This window comes from Streptococcus sp. LQJ-218 (assembly GCF_003428885.1).
In the GTDB taxonomy this organism is placed as follows: domain Bacteria; phylum Bacillota; class Bacilli; order Lactobacillales; family Streptococcaceae; genus Streptococcus.
Genome location: NZ_QQRU01000002.1, coordinates 53,327 through 75,503, shown reverse-complemented (window position 1 = coordinate 75,503; position 22,177 = coordinate 53,327). Strand labels below are relative to the sequence as shown.

General features: G+C 41.7%; 26 protein-coding genes and 1 pseudogene. 25 read left to right on the top strand and 2 right to left on the bottom strand.

Translation table 11 applies throughout. From position 1 onward, the window contains the following. Nucleotides 1–94: 94 nt before the first annotated feature. Together D2908_RS01985 and D2908_RS01980 are read right to left on the bottom strand one after the other, a co-directional pair. Nucleotides 95–772: a DUF1129 domain-containing protein gene (locus D2908_RS01985; protein ID WP_117304442.1), complete on the bottom strand. Its 678-nt coding sequence runs from the start codon at nt 770–772 to the stop codon at nt 95–97. Nucleotides 773–783: 11 nt separating this feature from the next. Further along, complete coding sequence (locus tag D2908_RS01980) at nt 784–1,728, bottom strand: magnesium transporter CorA family protein (protein ID WP_117304440.1); 945 nt, start codon at nt 1,726–1,728, stop codon at nt 784–786. A gap of 130 nt (nt 1,729–1,858) precedes the next feature. Here D2908_RS01980 and uvrA point away from each other — a divergent pair, with 130 nt between their 5' ends. The 25 genes and pseudogenes from uvrA (at nt 1,859) to rpmC (ending at nt 22,169) form a co-directional block, all read left to right on the top strand. Continuing rightward, on the top strand, nt 1,859–4,690 hold the full coding sequence (gene uvrA / locus D2908_RS01975; RefSeq protein WP_117304438.1) for an excinuclease ABC subunit UvrA: 2,832 nt from the start codon (nt 1,859–1,861) through the stop codon (nt 4,688–4,690). Continuing rightward, a complete protein-coding gene (locus D2908_RS01970) occupies nt 4,683–5,744 on the top strand; it encodes a Xaa-Pro peptidase family protein (protein ID WP_117304436.1) in 1,062 nt (353 codons plus the stop codon). The genes uvrA and D2908_RS01970 overlap by 8 nt, the downstream gene beginning before the upstream one ends. Nucleotides 5,745–5,875: 131 nt before the next feature. Continuing rightward, nucleotides 5,876–6,274 carry a transcriptional regulator Spx gene (gene spx, locus D2908_RS01960; protein WP_000591165.1) on the top strand — a complete coding sequence of 133 codons (399 nt, stop codon included), beginning with the start codon at nt 5,876–5,878 and terminating at the stop codon, nt 6,272–6,274. Nucleotides 6,275–6,334: 60 nt separating this feature from the next. Further along, nucleotides 6,335–6,904 carry an SP0191 family lipoprotein gene (locus D2908_RS01955; RefSeq protein ID WP_117304432.1) on the top strand — a complete coding sequence of 190 codons (570 nt, stop codon included), beginning with the start codon at nt 6,335–6,337 and terminating at the stop codon, nt 6,902–6,904. Between the two features lie 86 nt (nt 6,905–6,990). Further along, the gene (locus D2908_RS01950; protein ID WP_049495502.1) at nt 6,991–7,257 is read left to right on the top strand and encodes an IreB family regulatory phosphoprotein; all 267 of its coding nucleotides are present in this window, start codon (nt 6,991–6,993) and stop codon (nt 7,255–7,257) included. Nucleotides 7,258–7,260: 3 nt separating this feature from the next. After that, a complete protein-coding gene (gene ruvX / locus D2908_RS01945; RefSeq protein ID WP_002876031.1) occupies nt 7,261–7,680 on the top strand; it encodes a Holliday junction resolvase RuvX in 420 nt (139 codons plus the stop codon). A gap of 15 nt (nt 7,681–7,695) precedes the next feature. Beyond that, nucleotides 7,696–8,001: a DUF1292 domain-containing protein gene (locus D2908_RS01940; RefSeq protein WP_000017620.1), complete on the top strand. Its 306-nt coding sequence runs from the start codon at nt 7,696–7,698 to the stop codon at nt 7,999–8,001. Between the two features lie 221 nt (nt 8,002–8,222). Then, the gene (locus D2908_RS01935; RefSeq protein WP_117304430.1) at nt 8,223–9,473 is read left to right on the top strand and encodes a folylpolyglutamate synthase/dihydrofolate synthase family protein; all 1,251 of its coding nucleotides are present in this window, start codon (nt 8,223–8,225) and stop codon (nt 9,471–9,473) included. Between the two features lie 88 nt (nt 9,474–9,561). Beyond that, nucleotides 9,562–10,017, top strand: a complete 456-nt coding sequence (locus tag D2908_RS01930; protein ID WP_117304428.1) for an SP_0198 family lipoprotein — start codon at nt 9,562–9,564, stop codon at nt 10,015–10,017. 255 nt (nt 10,018–10,272) lie between these two features. Next, nucleotides 10,273–11,805: a cardiolipin synthase gene (cls, locus tag D2908_RS01925; RefSeq protein ID WP_117304426.1), complete on the top strand. Its 1,533-nt coding sequence runs from the start codon at nt 10,273–10,275 to the stop codon at nt 11,803–11,805. 254 nt (nt 11,806–12,059) lie between these two features. Next, nucleotides 12,060–13,613: a damage-inducible protein CinA gene (locus D2908_RS01915; RefSeq protein ID WP_117304422.1), complete on the top strand. Its 1,554-nt coding sequence runs from the start codon at nt 12,060–12,062 to the stop codon at nt 13,611–13,613. A 119-nt stretch (nt 13,614–13,732) separates the two neighbouring features. Further along, nucleotides 13,733–15,940 carry an anaerobic ribonucleoside-triphosphate reductase gene (gene nrdD, locus D2908_RS01910; protein ID WP_165847414.1) on the top strand — a complete coding sequence of 736 codons (2,208 nt, stop codon included), beginning with the start codon at nt 13,733–13,735 and terminating at the stop codon, nt 15,938–15,940. Between the two features lie 11 nt (nt 15,941–15,951). Next, a complete protein-coding gene (locus tag D2908_RS01905) occupies nt 15,952–16,092 on the top strand; it encodes a hypothetical protein (RefSeq protein WP_117304418.1) in 141 nt (46 codons plus the stop codon). Between the two features lie 91 nt (nt 16,093–16,183). Next, nucleotides 16,184–16,360 (top strand): annotated as a pseudogene (locus tag D2908_RS01900) (GNAT family acetyltransferase); the annotation flags it as partial. After that, nucleotides 16,353–16,970 carry an anaerobic ribonucleoside-triphosphate reductase activating protein gene (gene nrdG / locus D2908_RS01895; RefSeq protein ID WP_117304416.1) on the top strand — a complete coding sequence of 206 codons (618 nt, stop codon included), beginning with the start codon at nt 16,353–16,355 and terminating at the stop codon, nt 16,968–16,970. The pseudogene D2908_RS01900 and the gene nrdG, both read left to right, overlap by 8 nt. Before the next feature lie 227 nt (nt 16,971–17,197). Next, nucleotides 17,198–17,506, top strand: coding sequence for a 30S ribosomal protein S10 (rpsJ, locus tag D2908_RS01890; RefSeq protein WP_117304414.1), 309 nt, complete (start codon nt 17,198–17,200; stop codon nt 17,504–17,506). A gap of 201 nt (nt 17,507–17,707) precedes the next feature. Then, a complete protein-coding gene (rplC, locus tag D2908_RS01885; RefSeq protein ID WP_117304412.1) occupies nt 17,708–18,334 on the top strand; it encodes a 50S ribosomal protein L3 in 627 nt (208 codons plus the stop codon). 24 nt (nt 18,335–18,358) lie between these two features. Continuing rightward, on the top strand, nt 18,359–18,982 hold the full coding sequence (rplD, locus tag D2908_RS01880) for a 50S ribosomal protein L4 (protein ID WP_049495518.1): 624 nt from the start codon (nt 18,359–18,361) through the stop codon (nt 18,980–18,982). After that, complete coding sequence (locus D2908_RS01875; protein ID WP_001055347.1) at nt 18,982–19,278, top strand: 50S ribosomal protein L23; 297 nt, start codon at nt 18,982–18,984, stop codon at nt 19,276–19,278. Before rplD ends, D2908_RS01875 begins: the two co-directional genes overlap by 1 nt. 17 nt (nt 19,279–19,295) lie before the next feature. Further along, nucleotides 19,296–20,129, top strand: a complete 834-nt coding sequence (gene rplB / locus D2908_RS01870) for a 50S ribosomal protein L2 (RefSeq protein WP_049495520.1) — start codon at nt 19,296–19,298, stop codon at nt 20,127–20,129. 103 nt (nt 20,130–20,232) lie between these two features. Next, nucleotides 20,233–20,514: a 30S ribosomal protein S19 gene (gene rpsS, locus D2908_RS01865; RefSeq protein ID WP_000533766.1), complete on the top strand. Its 282-nt coding sequence runs from the start codon at nt 20,233–20,235 to the stop codon at nt 20,512–20,514. An 11-nt stretch (nt 20,515–20,525) separates the two neighbouring features. Continuing rightward, on the top strand, nt 20,526–20,870 hold the full coding sequence (gene rplV, locus D2908_RS01860) for a 50S ribosomal protein L22 (protein ID WP_000818137.1): 345 nt from the start codon (nt 20,526–20,528) through the stop codon (nt 20,868–20,870). Between the two features lie 12 nt (nt 20,871–20,882). Beyond that, on the top strand, nt 20,883–21,536 hold the full coding sequence (gene rpsC, locus D2908_RS01855; RefSeq protein ID WP_049495522.1) for a 30S ribosomal protein S3: 654 nt from the start codon (nt 20,883–20,885) through the stop codon (nt 21,534–21,536). A 3-nt stretch (nt 21,537–21,539) separates the two neighbouring features. Further along, complete coding sequence (rplP, locus tag D2908_RS01850) at nt 21,540–21,953, top strand: 50S ribosomal protein L16 (RefSeq protein WP_018376775.1); 414 nt, start codon at nt 21,540–21,542, stop codon at nt 21,951–21,953. Nucleotides 21,954–21,962: 9 nt separating this feature from the next. Next, complete coding sequence (gene rpmC / locus D2908_RS01845) at nt 21,963–22,169, top strand: 50S ribosomal protein L29 (RefSeq protein ID WP_000772918.1); 207 nt, start codon at nt 21,963–21,965, stop codon at nt 22,167–22,169. Nucleotides 22,170–22,177 lie beyond the last annotated feature (8 nt).

The following is a 22,177-nucleotide window of genomic DNA, read 5'->3' as shown; positions in this document are numbered from 1 at the left end:
TAAGAGAAAACTATGTGGGATGCCAGAAGAATACTTTAAAATCAAAAAAGTAAGTGAAAAAGCAACCGCATTGCAGTTGCTTTTTTCTATATTCTTAATAGCGTGTTGGTCCTGCACTTGCGCTACGGATGTTCAAGCGTTTCTTGAGATAGAAGCGTAGGGCTAGGAGGCCTGCTCCGATAATAGCCAGTGGTACTGGAGCAAGTACGGGGTTAAGGCTAGCTGGTAGGAAGCTTGTTGCAAAGAAGACAAGCAACCAAAGGAACATAGAAGCTAGGATAACCAGTACAGATTTCCAGAAAGGTGGACGTTGACTGCGGTCCATATCTGGTCCATAGTATTGGTAAACAAAGTAGTACATCAAGTAGAAGGCAAATCCACCAACCAGTCCAACTAATAGGAGAGTAATCAAACCGTAGCCGAAAGCTTGATCTGCCGCAAAGAAAGTTGTGAGGGCGCTGATGAGGGCAAAGAGGCTAGTGATGAAAAGAGCTGAGTCCATAATCATGAGTTTTGGATCATCATTTTCTTTTGGATGCTCTTTTTCATATTGTTCTTTGACAGTGAAACTATGAGCCCAATGAGTTGGTGCACCATAGAGGGAACGAGCAGTCGTACCCTTGGCTTGCTCTTCAAGGATTTTGGGAATAACCTCCTCAAAAATAGTCTTGATTTCAGCGTCTGTTTTTCCATCTTTGATGAATTGTTGGGTAGCGATGTGGACAAATTCTTGGTTTTTCTTAGTTAATTTTTGTAGATCAATCTGAGACATAGGAACTCCTCTTAGAACCATTTTTTATGGATGAGATAGAGAGTGAGCGAGACACTCATAGCAAAGGCGATAAAGACGATTAACCAGAAGGCATGTGGCTCGCCATTTAGGGGGATTTCATTATCCTTAAAGTTCATCCCGTAGGCAGAAAAGACCATGGTTGGGATGGACATGACGATGGTCACAAGGGCCAAGGTTTTCATGATGTTGTTCTGGTTGTTGGAAATGATAGAGGCGAAGGTCTCTGTCATAGAGTGCAAGACGTTTCCATAAATGTCCGCCATTTCGATGGCCTGTTGGGTTTCAATCAGGGTATCTTCAAGCAGGTCTTCGTCCTCAAGGTATTTCTTGATATTGCTGGTTGAGCTGGTCAATTTCTTAATTACACGCTCATTTGTTTTGAGAGAGGCCTTGAAATAGACGATGGTTTTTTCTAATTCCATGAGTTCAATCAATTCTGCATTTCGAGTTGATTGATGCAGTTGACTTTCAATCTGTTCACTCTTGCGGTCAATTGAACGAAGGGCTGTTAGATAAAGCTCTGCATTACGATAGAGAATCTGGAAGATAAAACGCGAACGCATGAAGGTATAAAAATTACGTAATTGACGGTTGATAAAGACATCAAGGACTGGTAGAGGTTCCAAACACGTAGTGATAATGGTTTCCTCGGTGATGATAATACCAAGCGGGATGGTTACGTAGTAGGTGCGGTTATTTCTTTCCTCTGTGACCGGCACGTCTACAATGATCAGGGTGTACTCGTCTTCAATCGTAATACGAGACATTTCTTCCGCATCGAGCGGTGCTCGAAGGTCGGCAATATCAATATCGAAGGCATTAGCGATTTCCAGTGATTCATTTTGAGTCGGATTGACGAGATTGATCCAAGTACCCGGTTCAAGCGTATCGATCTCTTTAAATTCAGTTGTTGTAGAGAGAAAAACTTGTTTCATATCCCTTATCCTTTCTCATTTTCAGATTTTTTCACACTGTACTATTATACTACAAAATCGGCCTTTTGGGTAATAGAATCTTACTTTTTTTGGTATAATGGTAAGTAATAATGGACTAGAAAGAACAAAGATGCAAGATAAAATTGTCATTCATGGGGCGCGTGCCCATAATTTAAAAAATATAGATGTGGAGATTCCGCGAGACAAGTTGGTTGTCGTGACCGGTTTGTCAGGTTCGGGGAAATCCAGCCTGGCTTTTGATACTCTTTATGCGGAGGGACAACGTCGCTATGTGGAGAGTTTGTCAGCCTACGCTCGTCAATTCTTGGGAAATATGGAGAAGCCTGATGTAGATTCTATTGATGGTCTGAGCCCAGCTATTTCCATCGACCAAAAAACGACTAGTAAAAACCCTCGCTCGACAGTGGGAACTACGACTGAAATCAATGATTATCTGCGTCTCCTCTACGCACGTGTGGGGACGCCTTACTGTATCAACGGACATGGAGCTATCAAGGCTTCTTCTGTAGAGCAGATCGTTGATAAGGTTTTGGAGTTACCAGAACGCCAACGCTTGCAGATTTTAGCTCCGGTTATCCGTAAGAAAAAAGGACAGCACAAGAGCGTTATTGAAAAGATTCAGAAAGACGGTTATGTCCGTGTCCGTGTGGATGGGGAAGTCTATGATGTGACCGAAGTGCCTGAGCTGTCTAAGAGCAAGCAACACAATATTGATGTTGTAGTTGACCGCATTGTCATCAAGGAGGGCATTCGTAGTCGTCTTTTTGATTCCGTCGAGGCTGCCCTTCGTATCGCTGAAGGTTATGTCATTATCGACACCATGGACGGCTCGGAGCTGCTGTTTTCTGAACACTATGCCTGCCCAGTTTGTGGTTTTACTGTCCCAGAGTTGGAGCCTCGTCTCTTCTCTTTTAATGCTCCTTTTGGCTCTTGTAGTGAGTGTGATGGCTTAGGCATCAAGCTGGAGGTGGATACTGATTTGGTAGTGCCAGATGCCAGCAAAACTTTGCGTGAGGGAGCGCTGGCACCTTGGAATCCTATCTCATCCAACTACTATCCAAACATGCTAGAGCAGGCTATGACAGCTTTTGGAGTGGATATGGATAAGCCTTTTGAGGACTTGTCAGAAGAAGACAAGAACTTGATTCTCTACGGCTCAGATGGCAAGGAATTCCATTTCCACTATGAAAATGAATTTGGTGGTGTGCGCGATATCGATATTCCTTTTGAGGGAGTTGTCAATAATATCAAACGTCGCTACCATGAAACTAATAGTGACTACACTCGCACCCAGATGCGTCTCTACATGAATGAGCTGACCTGCGGAACCTGTCATGGTTATCGTCTCAATGACCAGGCCTTGTCTGTCCGTGTGGGTGGCGAGCAAGGGCCTCATATCGGAGAAATTTCAGACCTGTCTATCGCAGACCATTTGGAGTGGGTGAGTCAGCTGACCTTGTCTGAAAATGAAGCCATCATTGCTCGTCCTATTCTCAAGGAAATCAAGGATCGTTTGACCTTCCTTAATAACGTCGGTCTTAACTATCTAACCCTGTCACGTTCGGCAGGAACCCTTTCAGGCGGGGAAAGTCAGCGTATTCGCTTGGCAACCCAGATTGGATCCAACCTATCAGGTGTCCTCTATATCCTGGATGAACCATCAATCGGTCTCCACCAGAGGGATAATGATCGCCTGATTGCCAGTCTCAAAAAGATGCGTGATTTGGGTAATACTCTCATAGTAGTGGAACATGATGAAGATACCATGCGCGAGGCGGATTATCTGATTGACGTTGGTCCCGGTGCCGGTGTTTTTGGTGGGGAGATTGTTGCGGCAGGAACCCCTAAACAGGTAGCTCGTAACAGAAAGTCTATCACAGGCCAGTACTTGTCAGGCAAACGTGCCATTCCAGTGCCAGAAGAGCGTCGTGTCGGTAATGGCCGTTTTATCGAAGTGACGGGTGCGCGTGAGCATAACTTGCAAAATGTCACTGCTCGCTTCCCACTAGGAAAATTCATCGCGGTTACAGGGGTGTCAGGTTCAGGGAAATCAACCTTGGTCAACAGCATCCTCAAAAAAGCCATTGCTCAGAAGCTCAACCGCAATTCAGACAAACCTGGTAAGTTTAAGACTATCACAGGGATTGAGCATGTAGACCGCTTGATTGATATTGACCAGAGCCCGATCGGACGGACGCCGAGGTCCAACCCTGCTACCTATACGGGAGTCTTTGACGATATACGTGACCTCTTTGCTCAGACAAATGAGGCCAAGATTCGTGGTTATAAAAAAGGTCGTTTCAGTTTCAATGTCAAGGGTGGTCGCTGTGAAGCCTGCTCAGGTGATGGGATCATCAAGATTGAGATGCACTTCTTGCCAGATGTTTACGTGGCTTGCGAAGTCTGCCATGGAACCCGCTACAACAGTGAAACCCTTGAAGTTCACTACAAGGAAAAAAATATCTCGCAGGTCTTGGATATGACCGTCAACGATGCGGTGGAATTTTTCCAACACATTCCAAAGATTCAGCGTAAACTCCAGACCATCAAGGATGTGGGACTGGGATATGTAACGCTGGGGCAACCAGCTACCACCCTTTCTGGGGGAGAAGCCCAGCGTATGAAGCTGGCTAGCGAACTCCACAAACGCTCGACAGGAAAATCATTCTATATTTTGGATGAGCCAACGACAGGGCTTCATACAGAGGATATTGCTCGTTTGCTTAAAGTCTTGGCTCGCTTTGTAGATGATGGCAATACAGTTCTTGTCATCGAGCATAATCTGGATGTTATCAAGACGGCAGACCATATTATCGACTTAGGACCAGAAGGTGGTGTTGGCGGTGGAACCATCATCGCAACAGGAACACCAGAAGAAGTAGCGGCTAATGAAGCTAGCTATACAGGACAGTATTTGAAAGGAAAGTTACATCATGAATAAACGTGTACAAGCATTTTTAGATAAAATGCAAGAAAAAGAACTAGATGGAATTATCATCAACAATCTTAAAAACGTCTATTATTTGACTGGTTTTTGGGGTTCAAATGGAACGGTCTTTATCAGTCGTGACCGTCAGATCTTGGTGACAGACTCTCGCTATATCATTGCAGCCAAGCAAGAAACCAGTGGTTTTGAGATTGTGGCTGACCGCGATGAATTGGCTGTTATTGCAAAGATTGCGAAAGACATGGGCCTTTCACGAATCGGTTTTGAAGATGAGATTTCAGTGTCTTATTATCACCGTATGCAGGCAGCTTTTGCAGGTTTGGACTTGCTTCCACAAACACAGTTTGTTGAGGGACTTCGAATGATTAAGGATGAGGCGGAGATTGCAGCGATTCGCAAGGCTTGTTCTATCTCAGACCAAGCTTTTCGCGATGCGCTTGACTTTATCAAACCAGGAAAAACTGAAATTGAAATTGCAAACTTCCTTGACTTCCGCATGCGTGAGTTGGGAGCATCTGGCTTGTCTTTTGACACTATCCTAGCTAGTGGTATCAACTCCTCTAAACCTCATGCCCACCCTATGCACAAACCAGTGGAGCAGGGAGAAGCTATTACCATGGACTTTGGTTGTCTTTATGACCACTATGTCAGCGATATGACTCGGACCATCTACCTCGGTCATGTCAGTGACGAGCAGGCAGAGATTTACAATACCGTTCTAAAAGCCAACCAAGCCTTGATTGACCAAGCTAAGGCTGGCTTAGCTTTCCGTGACTTTGATAAGATTCCTCGTGACATTATTGCGGAAGCAGGTTATGGACAATACTTTACACACGGTATTGGACATGGTATCGGGCTTGATATCCACGAAGAACCTTACTTCAGTCAAACTTCGACAGAGGTTATTAAATCGGGTATGGTCTTGACAGATGAACCGGGTATTTATATTGAAGGAAAATACGGAGTTCGTATCGAGGATGATATTTTGATTACAGAGACAGGTTGTGAATTATTAACCCTTGCTCCAAAAGAGTTGATAGTCATTTAGTTATTTGTCAAGAAGAAAGTACGAAAATGACGAAAAAAATCAAAAAAATTTAAAAATAGGTCGCAAGTCGGATGTTTTTTATGGTATAATAGAATAAACTGATAGTAACATGTAGCGAAAGGGGTAGGTACATGATTAAAATTTATACAGTCTCAAGTTGTACTAGCTGTAAAAAAGCAAAAACCTGGCTCAATGCCCACCAGTTAAGTTATAAAGAACAAAACCTTGGTAAAGAAGGAATTACGAGAGAAGAATTACTGGATATTCTAACCAAAACAGATAACGGAATAGCCAGCATTGTTTCATCTAAAAATCGCTATGCCAAAGCCCTTGGAGTGGATATTGAAGATTTGAGTGTCAACGAAGTCCTCAATTTGATTATGGAAACACCGAGAATTTTAAAGAGCCCAATCCTTGTAGATGAAAAACGTCTGCAAGTTGGCTATAAGGAAGACGATATTCGTGCCTTCCTACCACGCTCTGTCCGTAATGTAGAAAATGCAGAAGCACGTTTGCGTGCAGCTCTATAAACATCAAGGCTGGGAGCAATTCCCAGTCTTATTTTAATCTCAAAAAGAAAGAAGAAGGAAATGAAAAAAATAGTCCTTGTTAGTCTAGCTTTCCTTTTTGTCCTGGTTGGTTGTGGACAGAAAAAAGAAACTGGAACAGCTACAAAAACAGAAAAGGATACGCTTCAGTCGGCATTGCCAGTTATTGAGAATGCTGAGAAGAATACAGTTGTGACCAAGACTTTGGTTTTGCCAAAGTCAGATGATGGTAGCCAGCAAATCCAAACCATTACCTACAAGGACAAGACTTTTTTGAACTTAACGATTCAACAAAAACGTCCAGTATCTGATGAGTTAAAGACCTATATTGACCAACATGGAGTGGAAGAAACCCAAAAAGCTCTTCTCGAGGCGGAGGAGAAGGATGAGTCCATCATAGAAGCTCGTGAATTATCAGGATTTAAGCTTGAAACCAAACTGTTAAGTGCGACAGAACTTCAAACAACGACTAGTTTTGATTTTCAAGTTCTGGATGTCAAGAAGGCTTCTCAAACTGAATATCTGAAGAATATTGGTTTAGAAAATCTCTTGAAGAATGAACCAAGCAAGTATATTTCAGACAGATTAGCAAATGGTGCGACAGAACAATAGAAAATCCAAATATATAGGCTGCCTGAATTGTAGAACGTAAGGAATTATGCTATAATAGTACTATTCTAAAGAAAGAGGGTGTTAGAATGGGATTTACTGAAGAAACAGTACGTTTTAAATTGGACGATTCCAATAAAAAAGAAATTAGCGAAACGTTGGCTGATGTCTATGCTTCGTTGAATGATAAGGGCTACAACCCAATTAACCAAATCGTTGGTTACGTATTGAGTGGAGACCCTGCCTACGTTCCTCGTTATAATAATGCACGAAATCAAATCCGTAAGTATGAGCGTGATGAAATCGTTGAGGAATTGGTACGCTACTACCTTAAAGGACAAGGAGTCGATCTATAATCTATGAGAATTATGGGATTGGACGTCGGTTCAAAAACGGTAGGGGTGGCCATTAGTGACCCACTAGGCTTCACCGCTCAAGGACTTGAAATCATCCAGATTAATGAGGATCAGGGCCAGTTTGGTTTTGACCGTATCAAGGAATTGGTTGACAGCTATAAGGTGGAGCGCTTTGTAGTGGGTCTGCCCAAAAACATGAACAATACCAGCGGTCCGCGCGTGGAAGCCAGTCAAGCCTATGGTGCAAAGCTAGAAGAACTTTTTGGTTTGCCAGTAGACTATCAGGATGAGCGTTTGACGACGGTCGCTGCGGAACGCATGTTGATTGAACAAGCAGATATCAGCCGTAACAAGCGCAAGAAAGTCATTGATAAGTTAGCAGCTCAGCTGATTTTACAAAATTATTTAGATAGAAAATTTTAATACAAAGGAGAGGCTATGTCACACGATCATAACCACGACCACGAAGAACGTGAACTAATCACACTAGTAGATGAGCAAGGAAATGAAACCTTGTTTGAAATCCTTTTGACGATTGACGGAAAAGAAGAATTTGGTAAAAACTATGTTCTCCTAGTACCAGTTAACGCAGAAGAGGACGAAGACGGACAAGTTGAAATCCAAGCTTACTCATTCATCGAAAACGAAGATGGAACAGAAGGTGAATTGCAACCAATCCCAGAAGACTCAGAAGACGAATGGAACATGATTGAAGAAGTTTTCAACAGTTTTATGGAGGAGTAAAAATTGGAAGAGTTGGAACGTCCGGGGGACGTTTTTAGCCCTGCGCTATAAATTAGAAACGCAGGCACATCCAGTGGATATTTTTACTCCACGTTAGCATTTATAGTAGCTAGTTATTAGCTAACCAGGTAAGAGGTTGGGACGAAAATCCTGACCTCGTTTTTTGTTAGTCATCATGCTTTGATGCGGTAATTGATTGGACTTTTGTCAAGGAGAAGTATATGTTTGAAGTAGAAGAATGGCTCCATAGTCGGATTGGTTTGAATTTTCGATCAGGTTTGGGCCGAATGCAACAAGCGGTGGATTTGTTGGGGAATCCTGAGAAGGCTTATCCTATTATCCACGTAACAGGAACTAATGGAAAAGGTTCTACCGTTGCTTTTATGAGGGAGTTATTTATGGGACATGGCAAAAAAGTTGCGACCTTTACTTCCCCTCATATCGTCTCTATCAATGATCGAATCTGTATTAATGGGCAATTAATAGCTGATGCAGACTTCATCCGTTTGGCTGATCAGGTCAAGGAGATGGAGAAAACGCTTCTGCAAACCCATGATCAGTTGTCTTTTTTTGAATTGCTAACTTTGATTGCTTTTCTTTATTTTAGGGAGCAAGAGGTCGATTTGGTTCTACTAGAAGTGGGAATTGGTGGCTTACTTGATACGACCAATGTGGTAACTGGAGAGATTGCTGTCATCACCTCCATCGGACTTGACCATCAGGAGACCTTGGGTGACGGTCTAGAAGCAATTGCAGAGCAGAAAGCTGGTATTTTTAAGACTGGTAAAAAAGCAGTGATTGCGAAATTGCCTCCAGCAGCTAGGCTTGTTTGTCAGAAAAAAGCAGAATCTTTAGCTGTTGCCCTTTATCAGGCAGGTCAGGATTTTTCAATGCTGAATGGTGATTTTTCAAGTTCTTTATTAACTATTTCGCAGCTGAAAATAGGCTTAGAAGGAGCTTATCAGCAGGAGAATGCGGCCTTGGCGCTACAAACCTTTCTTCTTTTTATGAGAGAAGGAAAGGAAGCTGTTGATGAACAGGTTGTAAGACAGGCTTTGGAGCAGACCCATTGGGCTGGTCGTTTAGAGCGTATTCGTCCTCAGATTTACTTGGACGGTGCTCATAACCTCCCTGCCTTGACTCGCTTGGTTGAGTTTATCAAAGAAAAAGAGCAAGAAGGATATCGTCCTCAAATACTATTTGGAGCCTTGAAACGGAAGGATTATCAAGGGATGTTGGCTTATCTGACTGAAAATTTGCCTCAGGTGGAACTCAAGGTGACTGACTTTGATTATCAGGGTTCTTTGGATGAGACAGATATAATAGGTTACGATAAAGTTCCCTCTTACAGAGAATTTATTAGCAATTTTGAAGCAAGGGTAGACGCTCAGAATTTGTTATTCATTACAGGCTCTCTCTATTTTATCTCAGAAGTGCGGGGCTACTTGCTAGACCATGAGCAGATAAATTGACCTCTTCTTTTGTCTTTGTTATACTAGATGAAATGCTGGCTAAGAGAGGTTCTATTTCTCTAGCATAGCAAGAGAAAGGACATTTATTATGACATTCAAAACAGCAGCACTTTCTATTGTATCTTTAGCGAGTGTATCTTTGCTAGTTGCTTGTTCCCAAAGAACACAACCTGTTCAACAGCCTGTGGCTCAGCAGGCTCAACAACCTGCTCAACAGAATACTAATACTGCAAATGCAGGAAGTAACCAAAATCAAGCAGCTCCAGTACAAAACCAACCTGTAGCTCAACCGACCGATATTGATGGGACTTATACCGGTCAGGATGATGGAGACCGTATCACTTTAGTGGTAACTGGAACTACTGGTACATGGACTGAGCTCGAATCTGACGGGGATCAGAAAGTCAAACAGGTTACATTTGATGCAACAAATCAACGCATGACTATTGGCGATGATGCCAAAATTTACACTGTAAACGGTAATCAAATCGTTGTAGATGATATAGATAGAGACCCATCGGATCAAATCGTTTTATCAAAATAGACTAGGAAGAGACCGGATTTTTCGGTCTCTTTTATGATTACTCAGAAAAAATAATCATAAATACTTGCCTTCTACCGAATACCTGCGTTATACTAGTATTAATTACCTGTTTTTAGTGTTCATACTCTTTGAAAATCTCTTCAAACCACGTCAGCTTCCATCTGCAACCTCAAAACAGTGTTTTGAGCAACATGCGGCTAGCTTTCTAGTTTGTCCTTTGCTTTTCATTGAGTATAAAAATATCAAGGAGGGGATATGAAATATAGAAAATTTCAATTACTGATGTCCAAGTATGGTTTTAGTCTTTCGATTATGCTACTTGAACTTTCTCTTGTTTTTGGTCTCTTTCTCTATTTAGGGCGTATGGCCCCTATTCTATGGGTGATTGTCTTAATCTTTATGAGTATGGCGACTATTGTCGCAATTGTCAATCGTTCAATGACACCTGATAGTAAAGTGATGTGGTTAGTGGTAACTTTTGTTCCTGTCATTGGCCCCTTGCTCTATCTGATGTTTGGTGAAAGGCGATTGTCCAAAAAAGAAATCAAGCAGTTGGACAAACTTGGTTCTATGCATTTTCGGGAGGATAACAGTAAAGCTCTCCGCCAGAAATTGAAGGAAGAGAATAAGGCGGCTTACGGAGTTATCAAATCTTTATTGAGTATGGATGGCAATGCCGATGTATATGATCGAACCGACTCACAATTCTTTCCCTCAGGTGAAAGCATGTGGGCACATATGCTGGAAGACCTCAAGAAAGCTGAAAAATTTATTTTTTTGGAGTACTATATTGTCGAAGAAGGTCTGATGTGGAATAGCATACTAGATATACTAGAGCAAAAGGCAGCTCAGGGTGTAGAAGTCAAGATGCTCTATGATGATATCGGCTGTATGGCGACTTTACCTGGCGACTATACTATTCAGCTTCGTAGTCGAGGAATTGAAGCTCATAAGTTTAACAAGGTGATTCCCCGTTTGACGGTAGCTTATAATAATCGGGACCATCGTAAAATCCTTGTTATAGATGGTCAGGTAGCTTATACAGGAGGCATTAACTTAGCCGATGAGTACATAAATCATGTAGAACGTTTTGGCTATTGGAAGGATAGTGGGATTCGCTTAGACGGCCCTGGAGTTAAGGCTCTAACCCGTCTCTTTTTGATGACTTGGTATATCAATCGTGGGGAAATCAGTGATTTTGACCAGTATCACTTGGAAAACCAATTTTGTTCTAGCCAAGGGCTCTGCATTCCTTACGGTAGTGGACCCAAGCCTATCTTTCATACTCAGGTAGGGAAAAAAGTTTATCAAAGTTTGATTAACCAGGCTACTGATTCAGTCTATATCACAACACCCTATTTGATTATTGACTATGATTTAACTGAGAGTATTAAAAACGCGGCCATGAGGGGTGTTGATGTCCGCATCGTAACACCTTTCATTCCGGATAAAAAATTAATCCAACTGATCACAAGAGGGGCCTATCCGGATTTGTTATCAGCAGGAGTAAGGATTTTTGAGTATAGTCCAGGATTCATCCACAGTAAACAAATCTTAGTGGATAAAGATTTTGCTGCAGTTGGAACGATTAATTTTGATTATAGAAGTTTACTTCACCACTATGAAAATGCAGTTTTGCTATATAAAACGGAATCAATCACAAAGATTCAAAAAGATTTTCAGGAGATTTTTTCAGTATCGCAAGAAATTTTCCAAAATACGATAAAAAATAGCTGGTATCAAAAATTGATTAAGGAAATTGCCCAGTTATTTGCCCCAATCTTATAAGAAAACTAGGACTCAGGACACAAACCAGTCCTATTTTTCTTGTCTTTTACGAATAAGAAGATAGAGGGGGAACGATGCTGACTCAGAAAGAATTAGATTATATCACGACATTTAAACAGACGCATTTACACCGATTTCGGGAGATTGAAACCTTTGTGAAACTATGCAAAAAATTACTCAAACACCCATCGCAAGCTGACAATTTTAGGTCTTTTTGATATACTAAGACAGATAAATTGAATAGGAGAAATAACATGGCTGTATATGGCAGAATCGAAGAAGTATCCGAAACGATACAGAGTGATAGAATAGAAAATAGATTGGATAGAAATCTTGAATCTCATGTGGAAAAAGAAGAACAGGTAGCTTTCCCGTTTTTCAGACTCATCATTGGAAGTACGATTGCAACGGTTTTTTCTGTGGTGCTACCTTTACTTTTAGATATGGTAAGTCCTTCTCAGGCTCAGGATTTGTATATAGGGTGGGCTTTGCATCAGGGAGGACAGCTTTACAGTAGCTATTATGCTAGTCAGGGTCTTCTTTATTACTTGCTACTTTATATTACCCAGGGAGGCATCCTTTTTGCCTTGGTAGAATGGCTAGCCCTCTTAGGAGGAGGTTACTTCCTCTTTTCTTCAACAGAGTATTTGACGGGACAAAGAGAGCAAGCTAAGCAACTCCTAACGATATTTTATATTTTGGTATCTGGTCTCGGTTTTGGAGGAGGATATGCTACGATCTTAGCTCTGCCATTCCTGTTTGCAGGATTTTCATTCATAGCAACTTATCTTTCAAATCCTAACCATGACAAGGGATTTCTACGTTTGGGGATCTTTTTGGGTCTGTCATTTTTCATAGAGCCTCTTACAAGTCTTCTCTTTACTGTAGTGGTAACGATCGGTTTATTTGTCTTTAATATTGGGCATGGCCGTTTTGCCCATGCTGTTTATCAGTTTTTTGCAGCGGCACTTGGCTTTTCTCTCATCTTTTACCCAGTAGGCTACTATGTCCTTGCTTCAGGTGGATTTGGAGAAGCTCTAGGGAGTCTTTTGTATCCGATTGATTCCCTTCAGGTCTTTGCGAATCCTCAACTAGTGGATAATGTTGTATTCTATGGTTTGTTGACCTTTGGGTTAGGAGCTCTCTTCCTTGTTTTTCTAGGCTTGTTCCAATCAAAGGTATCAAAATTATATGTTATTTCAGTGCCAGCTAGTTTTGCTTTCATATTTGTATTAGCCTTGTTACTTTTTTCTCAAGAACCTCTTCACGGTTCGCGTTTGATTCTAATCCTTCCATTTTTACTCCTTCTTTTGATGACCAGTATTCGTGGGAAACATTCAGCTAGAGGAACTCGTCGTCGAAGAAGAGAGGAAGTTCCAACTTTATGGAAAAAATTTATGAAGGGGAATCTCTACCTACCTATCCTAGTGGTAGCTTATCTGATTGCAATTCCTTTTGTAGCTCGTTTTGTCTTGCATCCAGCTTCTCATAGAGAACAATATCAAGTGGTGGATAGAGTCAAACAAGAGACGAGTGATGGTGATCAAATCTATATTTGGGATTCTCGAGTTCAGATGTATAAAGAAAGCCAGCGTTTGGCTGGATCCATCTTCCCATCACCTCTTCTTTACACGAATACAGAAGAAAATAAAACTAGTTTGATTCATGACTTGAAAGAAAACCAACCTAAGGTGATTGTGGTAAATGACAAGGTGGCTCTCTGGTCTGAGGCAGAGACACTCTTGAAAGAACATTACCAACAAGTAAAGACTGATTACTCAGAGTTTAAAGTCTATAAAATTAAATAACAAAATCAATATCTTGTGTATTTTTAAAAAATTTAGGATTTTTACCACAAGATATTGATTTTTCTTTTTAGAGTGGTATAATATTTTTTAGATATTACATTTTAGAAACGAGCATGCATATGATTGCACTAGAAGAAAAAATTACAACCCTACCAACCCTCATCGTTGAAAAACGAGATGGGAGACGTGTTGTATTTGATGTGGACAAGATTGACAAGGCTCTCCACAAGGCCGCTGAAAAGGTTATGGATGTGACACCCTTGGTTGAAAAACGCCTAAGTAGTTTGATTGAACGTATTGTCACAGAAATTCATAGTCGCTTTCCGCAGGGAGTTAAGATTTACGAAATTCAAAATATCGTAGAACATGAACTCCTTGAAGCTAAAGAATATGCGCTAGCTGAGGAGTATATCACTTATCGGACACAGAGGAATTTTGAGCGCTCAAAAGCGACAGATATTAACTTTAGTATCCATAAACTTCTCAACAAAGATCAGGCAGTTGTCAATGAAAATGCTAATAAAGACAGCGATGTCTTTAATACCCAGCGTGATTTGACAGCAGGGATTGTTGGGAAATCAATCGGACTGCAAATGCTTCCTAAGCACGTAGCTAATGCCCACCAAAAAGGGGATATCCACTATCATGATTTGGACTACAGCCCCTATACCCCTATGACCAATTGCTGTTTGATTGATTTCAAGGGGATGTTGGAAAATGGTTTTAAGATTGGAAATGCAGAGGTAGAGAGTCCCAAGTCTATCCAGACTGCGACAGCTCAGATCTCTCAGATCATCGCTAACGTTGCTTCTAGCCAGTACGGGGGCTGTTCAGCGGACCGTATCGATGAAGTCCTGGCGCCTTATGCAGAGAAGAATTACCAAAAACACCTTAAGGATGCAGAAGAATGGGTCTTACCTGACAAACGAGAAGATTACGCTTGGAAGAAAACGCAAAAAGACATCTATGATGCCATGCAATCTCTCGAGTATGAAATCAATACTCTCTTCACTTCAAATGGACAAACACCTTTTACTTCGCTAGGTTTTGGTCTAGGAACCAATCGTTTTGAGCGGGAAATTCAAAAAGCTATTCTAAATATTCGTATCAATGGGCTTGGTTCAGAACACCGTACAGCTATCTTCCCTAAGCTCATCTTTACACTAAAAAGAGGTCTTAACTTGGAAGAAGGGACTCCCAACTACGACATCAAACAGTTGGCTCTTGAGTGTGCAACCAAGCGAATGTATCCAGATGTTTTATCTTATGATAAGATTGTTGACTTGACAGGATCATTCAAGGTGCCTATGGGTTGTCGTTCGTTCCTTCAAGGATGGAAGGATGAAAATGGTGTCGAGGTCAATTCAGGTCGCATGAATCTGGGTGTTGTGACGGTTAACCTGCCTCGTATTGCTCTTGAGTCTGAAGGTGATATGAATAAGTTCTGGGAAATCTTCAACGAGCGGATGAATATCGCAGAAGATGCTCTGGTTTACCGTGTCGAACGAACCAAGGAAGCAACACCAGCAAATGCCCCTATCCTTTATCAGTATGGAGCCTTCGGTCGCCGTCTCGGAAAAGAAGAAAGTGTAGACCAGCTCTTTAAGAATCGCCGTGCGACAGTTTCGCTGGGCTATATCGGCTTGTATGAAGTAGCCACAGTTTTCTTTGGGAACAGCTGGGAAAGCAATCCAGATGCTAAGGAATTCACGCTAGACATCATTCGAGATATGAAACGCCGGGTAGAAGAGTGGTCTGACCAATATGGCTACCATTTCTCTATCTACTCAACACCGTCTGAAAGTTTGACAGACCGTTTCTGCCGACTAGATACAGAGAAATTTGGTTCTATTCCTGATATTACAGACAAGGAATACTACACCAACTCTTTCCACTATGATGTTCGTAAAAATCCAACACCGTTTGAAAAATTAGACTTTGAGAAAGTCTATCCAGAAGCAGGTGCGTCAGGTGGTTTCATCCATTATTGTGAGTATCCAGTCCTTCAGCAAAATCCAAAGGCCTTGGAAGCTGTTTGGGATTATGCTTATGACCGTGTGGGCTATTTGGGGACCAATACTCCAATAGACCGTTGCTACAAGTGTGACTTTGAAGGGGATTTTGAACCAACTGAGAGAGGATTTGCATGTCCAAATTGTGGCAATAGCGACCCTAAAACAGTAGATGTTGTGAAACGGACTTGTGGCTATCTAGGCAATCCTCAAGCGAGACCGATGGTAAATGGTCGTCACAAGGAAATCGCTGCGCGTGTCAAACACATGAACGGTTCTACTATTAAAACGGTAGGACATGAAGTAAGAAATTAGAAAGAAGTAAAATGGGAAAATATCAATTAGACGATAAGGGGCGCGCTCAAGTGGCCCGTTATCACGAGAAGCACTCTAAGGGGGGAGCAGGTAAGAAAGAACGTTTGCTCAACCTCAAAGAACAATTTTTAAATAAGAATAAGAAAAAGTGAGGGGGTTCTCTCGCTTTTCTTATAGGGTGAGGTGAAAATGAAATTACGTAGACCAAGTTTGGCAGATTAAGAATCTGTTTTAGAGATGATGAAAGAAACACTTCGTCAGGGTTTGCAAGTTGCTAAGAAAAAGAACATCAAGCGAGCTCTTGTGACCTGTAGCGTGAATAATCCTGCTAGCAAAGGAGTCCTTTTAGCAAATGGTGGGCTCCTTGAGGATGTTCGTAATGGAGTCGAGCGTTATTGGATAGAGGTAGCAAATGAATAATCCAAAACCACAAGAATGGAAAAGCGAGGAGCTCAGTCAAGGCCGTATCATTGACTATAAGGCTTTTAACTTTGTAGATGGAGAAGGCGTGCGTAACTCTCTCTATGTATCAGGTTGCATGTTTCATTGCGAGGGATGTTATAATGTTGCGACTTGGTCTTTTAATGCTGGCATTCCCTATACAGCAGAATTAGAAGAACAGATCATGGCAGATCTTGCCCAGCCTTATGTTCAGGGGTTAACCTTACTGGGAGGGGAACCCTTTCTCAATACGGGCATTCTCTTGCCACTCGTGAAACGTATCCGGAAGGAATTGCCAGACAAAGACATCTGGTCCTGGACGGGCTATACTTGGGAAGAAATGATGCTGGAAACTCCAGATAAACTGGAACTCTTGTCACTTATTGACATTCTTGTCGATGGACGGTATGATCGAACTAAGCGCAATCTCATGCTCCAGTTTCGAGGTTCGTCAAATCAACGCATCATCGATGTGCAAAAATCACTCCAAAGTGCGCAAGTAGTGATTTGGGACAAGCTCAATGACGGGAAAGAAAGTTATGAACAGGTGAAGAGAGAACAACTTTCTTCTATAAAAATAGTTAAATAAATACCCTGACAAAAAAGAAAACAGTTTCATCTAAAAAAATAAAAAAAACCTGTCAAATCCCTTGCAATCGCAGTGGCTTTGTGTTATTCTATTATGGTGCTGTAAATTACAGCCTTAGCTTTGAGGCAAGAGGTTGCGACACGCTCGGTTGCATTGCCACGCAACACCGCGTCGGTTTTCTTGTGGAGCTAGCCTATTATCTTAAATAGACGAAAAGGAGAAAAAAGATGGCAAACAAAAAAATCCGTTTCCGTTTGAAAGCTTACGAACACCGTACGCTTGACACAGCGGCTGCAAAAATCGTAGAATCAGCTACTCGTACAGGTGCACAAGTTGCGGGTCCAATCCCACTTCCAACTGAACGTAGCCTCTACACAATCATTCGTGCGACTCACAAATACAAAGACTCTCGCGAACAATTTGAAATGCGTACACACAAACGTTTGATTGATATCGTTAACCCAACTCAAAAAACAGTTGATGCTTTGATGAAATTGGATCTTCCAAGTGGTGTAAACGTAGAAATCAAACTTTAATCTAAAATATAAAAGAGCAGAGGCTGGTGTTTCAATTTAATTGAACACCGGCCAAACTCGGTGTGAAAAAAGATAAACTTCCTTGTGTCTGTTTCCTCTTTTCACTTTGAGTTTGACGCCCTTTGTATCTTAGACTTGAGCATGAAAAACGCTCGTTAAAAACTTTTTGAATAAAAACTATAGAAAAGGAACTATTTTCTCATGACAAAAGGAATCTTAGGGAAAAAAGTGGGAATGACTCAAATCTTCACTAAAGCTGGCGAATTGATCCCTGTAACAGTTATTGAAGCAACTCCAAACGTTGTCCTTCAAGTTAAAACTGTTGAAACAGACGGATACAACGCTATCCAAGTTGGTTTCGATGACAAACGCGAAGTATTGAGCAACAAACCTGCTAAAGGACATGTAGCAAAAGCTAACACGGCTCCTAAGCGCTTCACTCGTGAATTCAAAAACGTTGAAGGCTTGGAAGTTGGTGCTGAAATCACAGTTGAAACTTTCGCAGCTGGAGATGTTGTTGACGTAACTGGTACTTCTAAAGGTAAAGGTTTCCAAGGTGTTATCAAACGCCACGGACAATCACGTGGACCTATGGCTCACGGTTCTCGTTACCACCGTCGTCCAGGTTCTATGGGACCTGTTGCACCTAACCGCGTATTCAAAGGTAAAAACCTTGCAGGACGTATGGGTGGCGACCGCGTAACAATTCAAAACCTTGAAGTTGTACAAGTTGTTCCAGAAAAGAACGTTATCCTTATCAAAGGTAACGTACCAGGTGCTAAGAAATCTCTTATCACTATCAAATCAGCAGTTAAAGCTGGTAAATAATAAGGAAAGGGGAATACAGTCAAAATGGCAAATGTAACATTATTCGACCAAACTGGTAAACAAGCGGGCGAAGTTGTTCTTAACGATGCAATCTTTGGTATTGAACCAAACCAATCTGTTGTGTTTGATGTCATCATCAGCCAACGTGCTAGCCTTCGTCAAGGAACTCACGCTGTTAAAAACCGTTCAGCCGTTTCAGGTGGCGGACGCAAACCATGGCGTCAAAAAGGAACTGGACGTGCTCGTCAAGGTTCTATCCGCTCACCACAATGGCGTGGTGGTGGTGTTGTCTTCGGACCAACTCCACGTTCATACGGCTACAAACTTCCACAAAAAGTTCGTCGCCTAGCTCTTAAATCAGTCTACTCTGAAAAAGTTGCTGAAAACAAATTTGTAGCCGTTGATTCTCTTGAATTTACAGCTCCAAAAACTGCTGAATTTGCAAAAGTTCTTGCAGCTTTGAGCATCGATTCTAAAGTCCTTGTTATTCTTGAAGAAGGAAACGAATTCGCAGCTCTTTCAGCTCGTAACCTTCCGAACGTGAAAGTTGCGACTGCTACAACTGCAAGTGTTCTTGACATCGCAAATAGTGACAAACTTCTTGTTACTCAAGCAGCTATCTCTAAAATCGAGGAGGTTCTTGCATAATGAATTTGTATGATGTTATCAAAAAACCTGTCATCACTGAAAGCTCAATGGCTCAACTTGAAGCAGGAAAATATGTATTTGAAGTTGACACTCGTGCACACAAACTTTTGATCAAGCAAGCTGTTGAAGCTGCTTTCGAAGGTGTTAAAGTTGCAAATGTTAACACAATCAACGTAAAACCTAAAGCTAAACGTGTTGGACGTTACACTGGTTTTACAAACAAAACTAAAAAAGCTATCATCACACTTACAGCTGATTCAAAAGCAATCGAGTTGTTCGCTGCTGAAGCTGAATAATCTAAGGAGGAAATATCGTGGGAATTCGTGTTTATAAACCAACAACAAACGGTCGCCGTAATATGACTTCTTTGGATTTCGCTGAAATCACAACAAGCACTCCTGAAAAATCATTGCTTGTTGCATTGAAGAGCAAGGCTGGTCGTAACAACAACGGTCGTATCACTGTTCGTCACCAAGGTGGTGGACACAAACGTTTCTACCGTTTGGTTGACTTCAAACGTAACAAAGACAACGTTGAAGCAGTTGTTAAAACAATCGAGTACGATCCAAACCGTTCTGCAAACATCGCTCTTGTACACTACACTGACGGTGTGAAAGCATACATCATCGCTCCAAAAGGTCTTGAAGTAGGTCAACGTATCGTTTCAGGGCCAGAGGCAGATATCAAAGTCGGAAACGCTCTTCCACTTGCTAACATTCCAGTTGGTACTTTGATTCACAACATCGAGTTGAAACCAGGTCGTGGTGGTGAATTGGTACGTGCTGCTGGAGCATCTGCTCAAGTATTGGGTTCTGAAGGTAAATACGTTCTTGTTCGTCTTCAATCAGGTGAAGTTCGTATGATTCTTGGAACTTGTCGTGCTACAGTTGGTGTTGTCGGAAACGAACAACATGGGCTTGTAAACCTTGGTAAAGCAGGACGTAACCGTTGGAAAGGTATCCGCCCAACAGTTCGTGGTTCTGTAATGAACCCTAACGATCACCCACACGGTGGTGGTGAAGGTAAAGCACCAGTTGGTCGTAAAGCACCATCTACTCCATGGGGCAAACCTGCTCTTGGTCTTAAAACTCGTAACAAGAAAGCGAAATCTGACAAACTTATCGTTCGTCGTCGCAACGAGAAATAATATTAAATTAGTTGCTTAAGCAACTAGTAAATCCGCCAGCTCGGTAGCGCTCCATAGGAGCGCAAGCCGTTGTGGTACAATATTTAAAGGAGAAAACATAAAAATGGGACGCAGTCTTAAAAAAGGACCTTTCGTCGATGAGCATTTGATGAAAAAAGTTGAAGCTCAAGCTAATGACGAAAAGAAAAAAGTTATTAAAACTTGGTCACGTCGTTCAACGATTTTCCCAAGTTTCATTGGTTACACTATCGCAGTTTATGACGGACGTAAACACGTACCTGTTTACATCCAAGAAGATATGGTAGGTCACAAACTTGGTGAATTTGCACCAACTCGTACTTACAAAGGTCACGCTGCAGACGACAAGAAAACACGTAGAAAATAAGGAGAACATAAATGGCAGAAATTACTTCAGCTAAAGCAATGGCTCGTACAGTACGTGTTTCACCTCGTAAATCACGTCTTGTTCTTGATAACATCCGTGGTAAAAGCGTAGCCGATGCAATCGCAATCTTGACATTCACTCCAAACAAAGCTGCTGAAATCATCTTGAAAGTTTTGAACTCAGCTGTAGCTAACGCTGAAAACAACTTTGGTTTGGATAAAGCTAACTTGGTAGTATCTGAAGCATTCGCAAACGAAGGACCAACTATGAAACGTTTTCGTCCACGTGCGAAAGGTTCAGCTTCGCCAATCAACAAACGTACAGCTCACATCACTGTAGCTGTTGCAGAAAAATAAGGAGGTAAAATCGTGGGTCAAAAAGTACATCCAATTGGTATGCGTGTCGGCATCATCCGTGATTGGGATGCCAAATGGTATGCTGAAAAAGAATACGCGGATTACCTTCATGAAGATCTTGCAATCCGTAAATTCGTTCAAAAAGAACTTGCTGACGCAGCAGTTTCAAATATTGAAATCGAACGCGCAGTAAATAAAGTTAACGTTTCACTTCACACTGCTAAACCAGGTATGGTTATCGGTAAAGGTGGTGCTAACGTTGATGCACTTCGTGCTAAACTTAACAAATTGACTGGAAAACAAGTACACATCAACATCATCGAAATCAAACAACCTGATTTGGATGCTCACCTAGTTGGTGAAGGAATTGCTCGTCAATTGGAGCAACGTGTTGCTTTCCGTCGTGCACAAAAACAAGCAATCCAACGTGCAATGCGTGCTGGAGCTAAAGGAATCAAAACTCAAGTATCAGGTCGTTTGAACGGTGCAGATATCGCCCGTGCTGAAGGATACTCTGAAGGAACTGTTCCACTTCACACACTTCGTGCAGATATCGATTATGCTTGGGAAGAAGCAGACACTACATACGGTAAACTTGGTGTTAAAGTATGGATTTACCGTGGTGAAGTTCTTCCAGCTCGTAAAAACACTAAAGGAGGTAAATAACCAATGTTAGTACCTAAACGTGTTAAACACCGTCGTGAATTCCGTGGGAAAATGCGCGGTGAAGCAAAAGGTGGTAAAGAAGTAGCATTCGGTGAATACGGTCTTCAAGCTACAACAAGCCACTGGATCACTAACCGCCAAATCGAGGCTGCTCGTATTGCCATGACTCGTTACATGAAACGTGGTGGTAAAGTTTGGATTAAGATCTTCCCACACAAATCATACACTGCTAAAGCTATCGGTGTGCGTATGGGATCTGGTAAAGGGGCACCTGAAGGTTGGGTAGCACCAGTTAAACGTGGTAAAGTGATGTTCGAAATCGCTGGTGTATCTGAAGAGGTTGCACGCGAAGCGCTTCGTCTTGCTAGCCACAAATTGCCAGTTAAATGTAAATTCGTAAAACGTGAAGCAGAATAAGGAGAAGGCATGAAACTTAATGAAGTAAAAGAATTTGTTAAAGAACTTCGTGGTCTTTCTCAAGAAGAACTCGCGAAGCGCGAAAACGAATTGAAAAAAGAATTGTTTGAACTTCGTTTCCAAGCTGCTACTGGTCAATTGGAACAAACAGCTCGCTTGAAAGAAGTTAAAAAACAAATCGCTCGTATCAAAACAGTTCAATCTGAAGCGAAATAATAGACTAG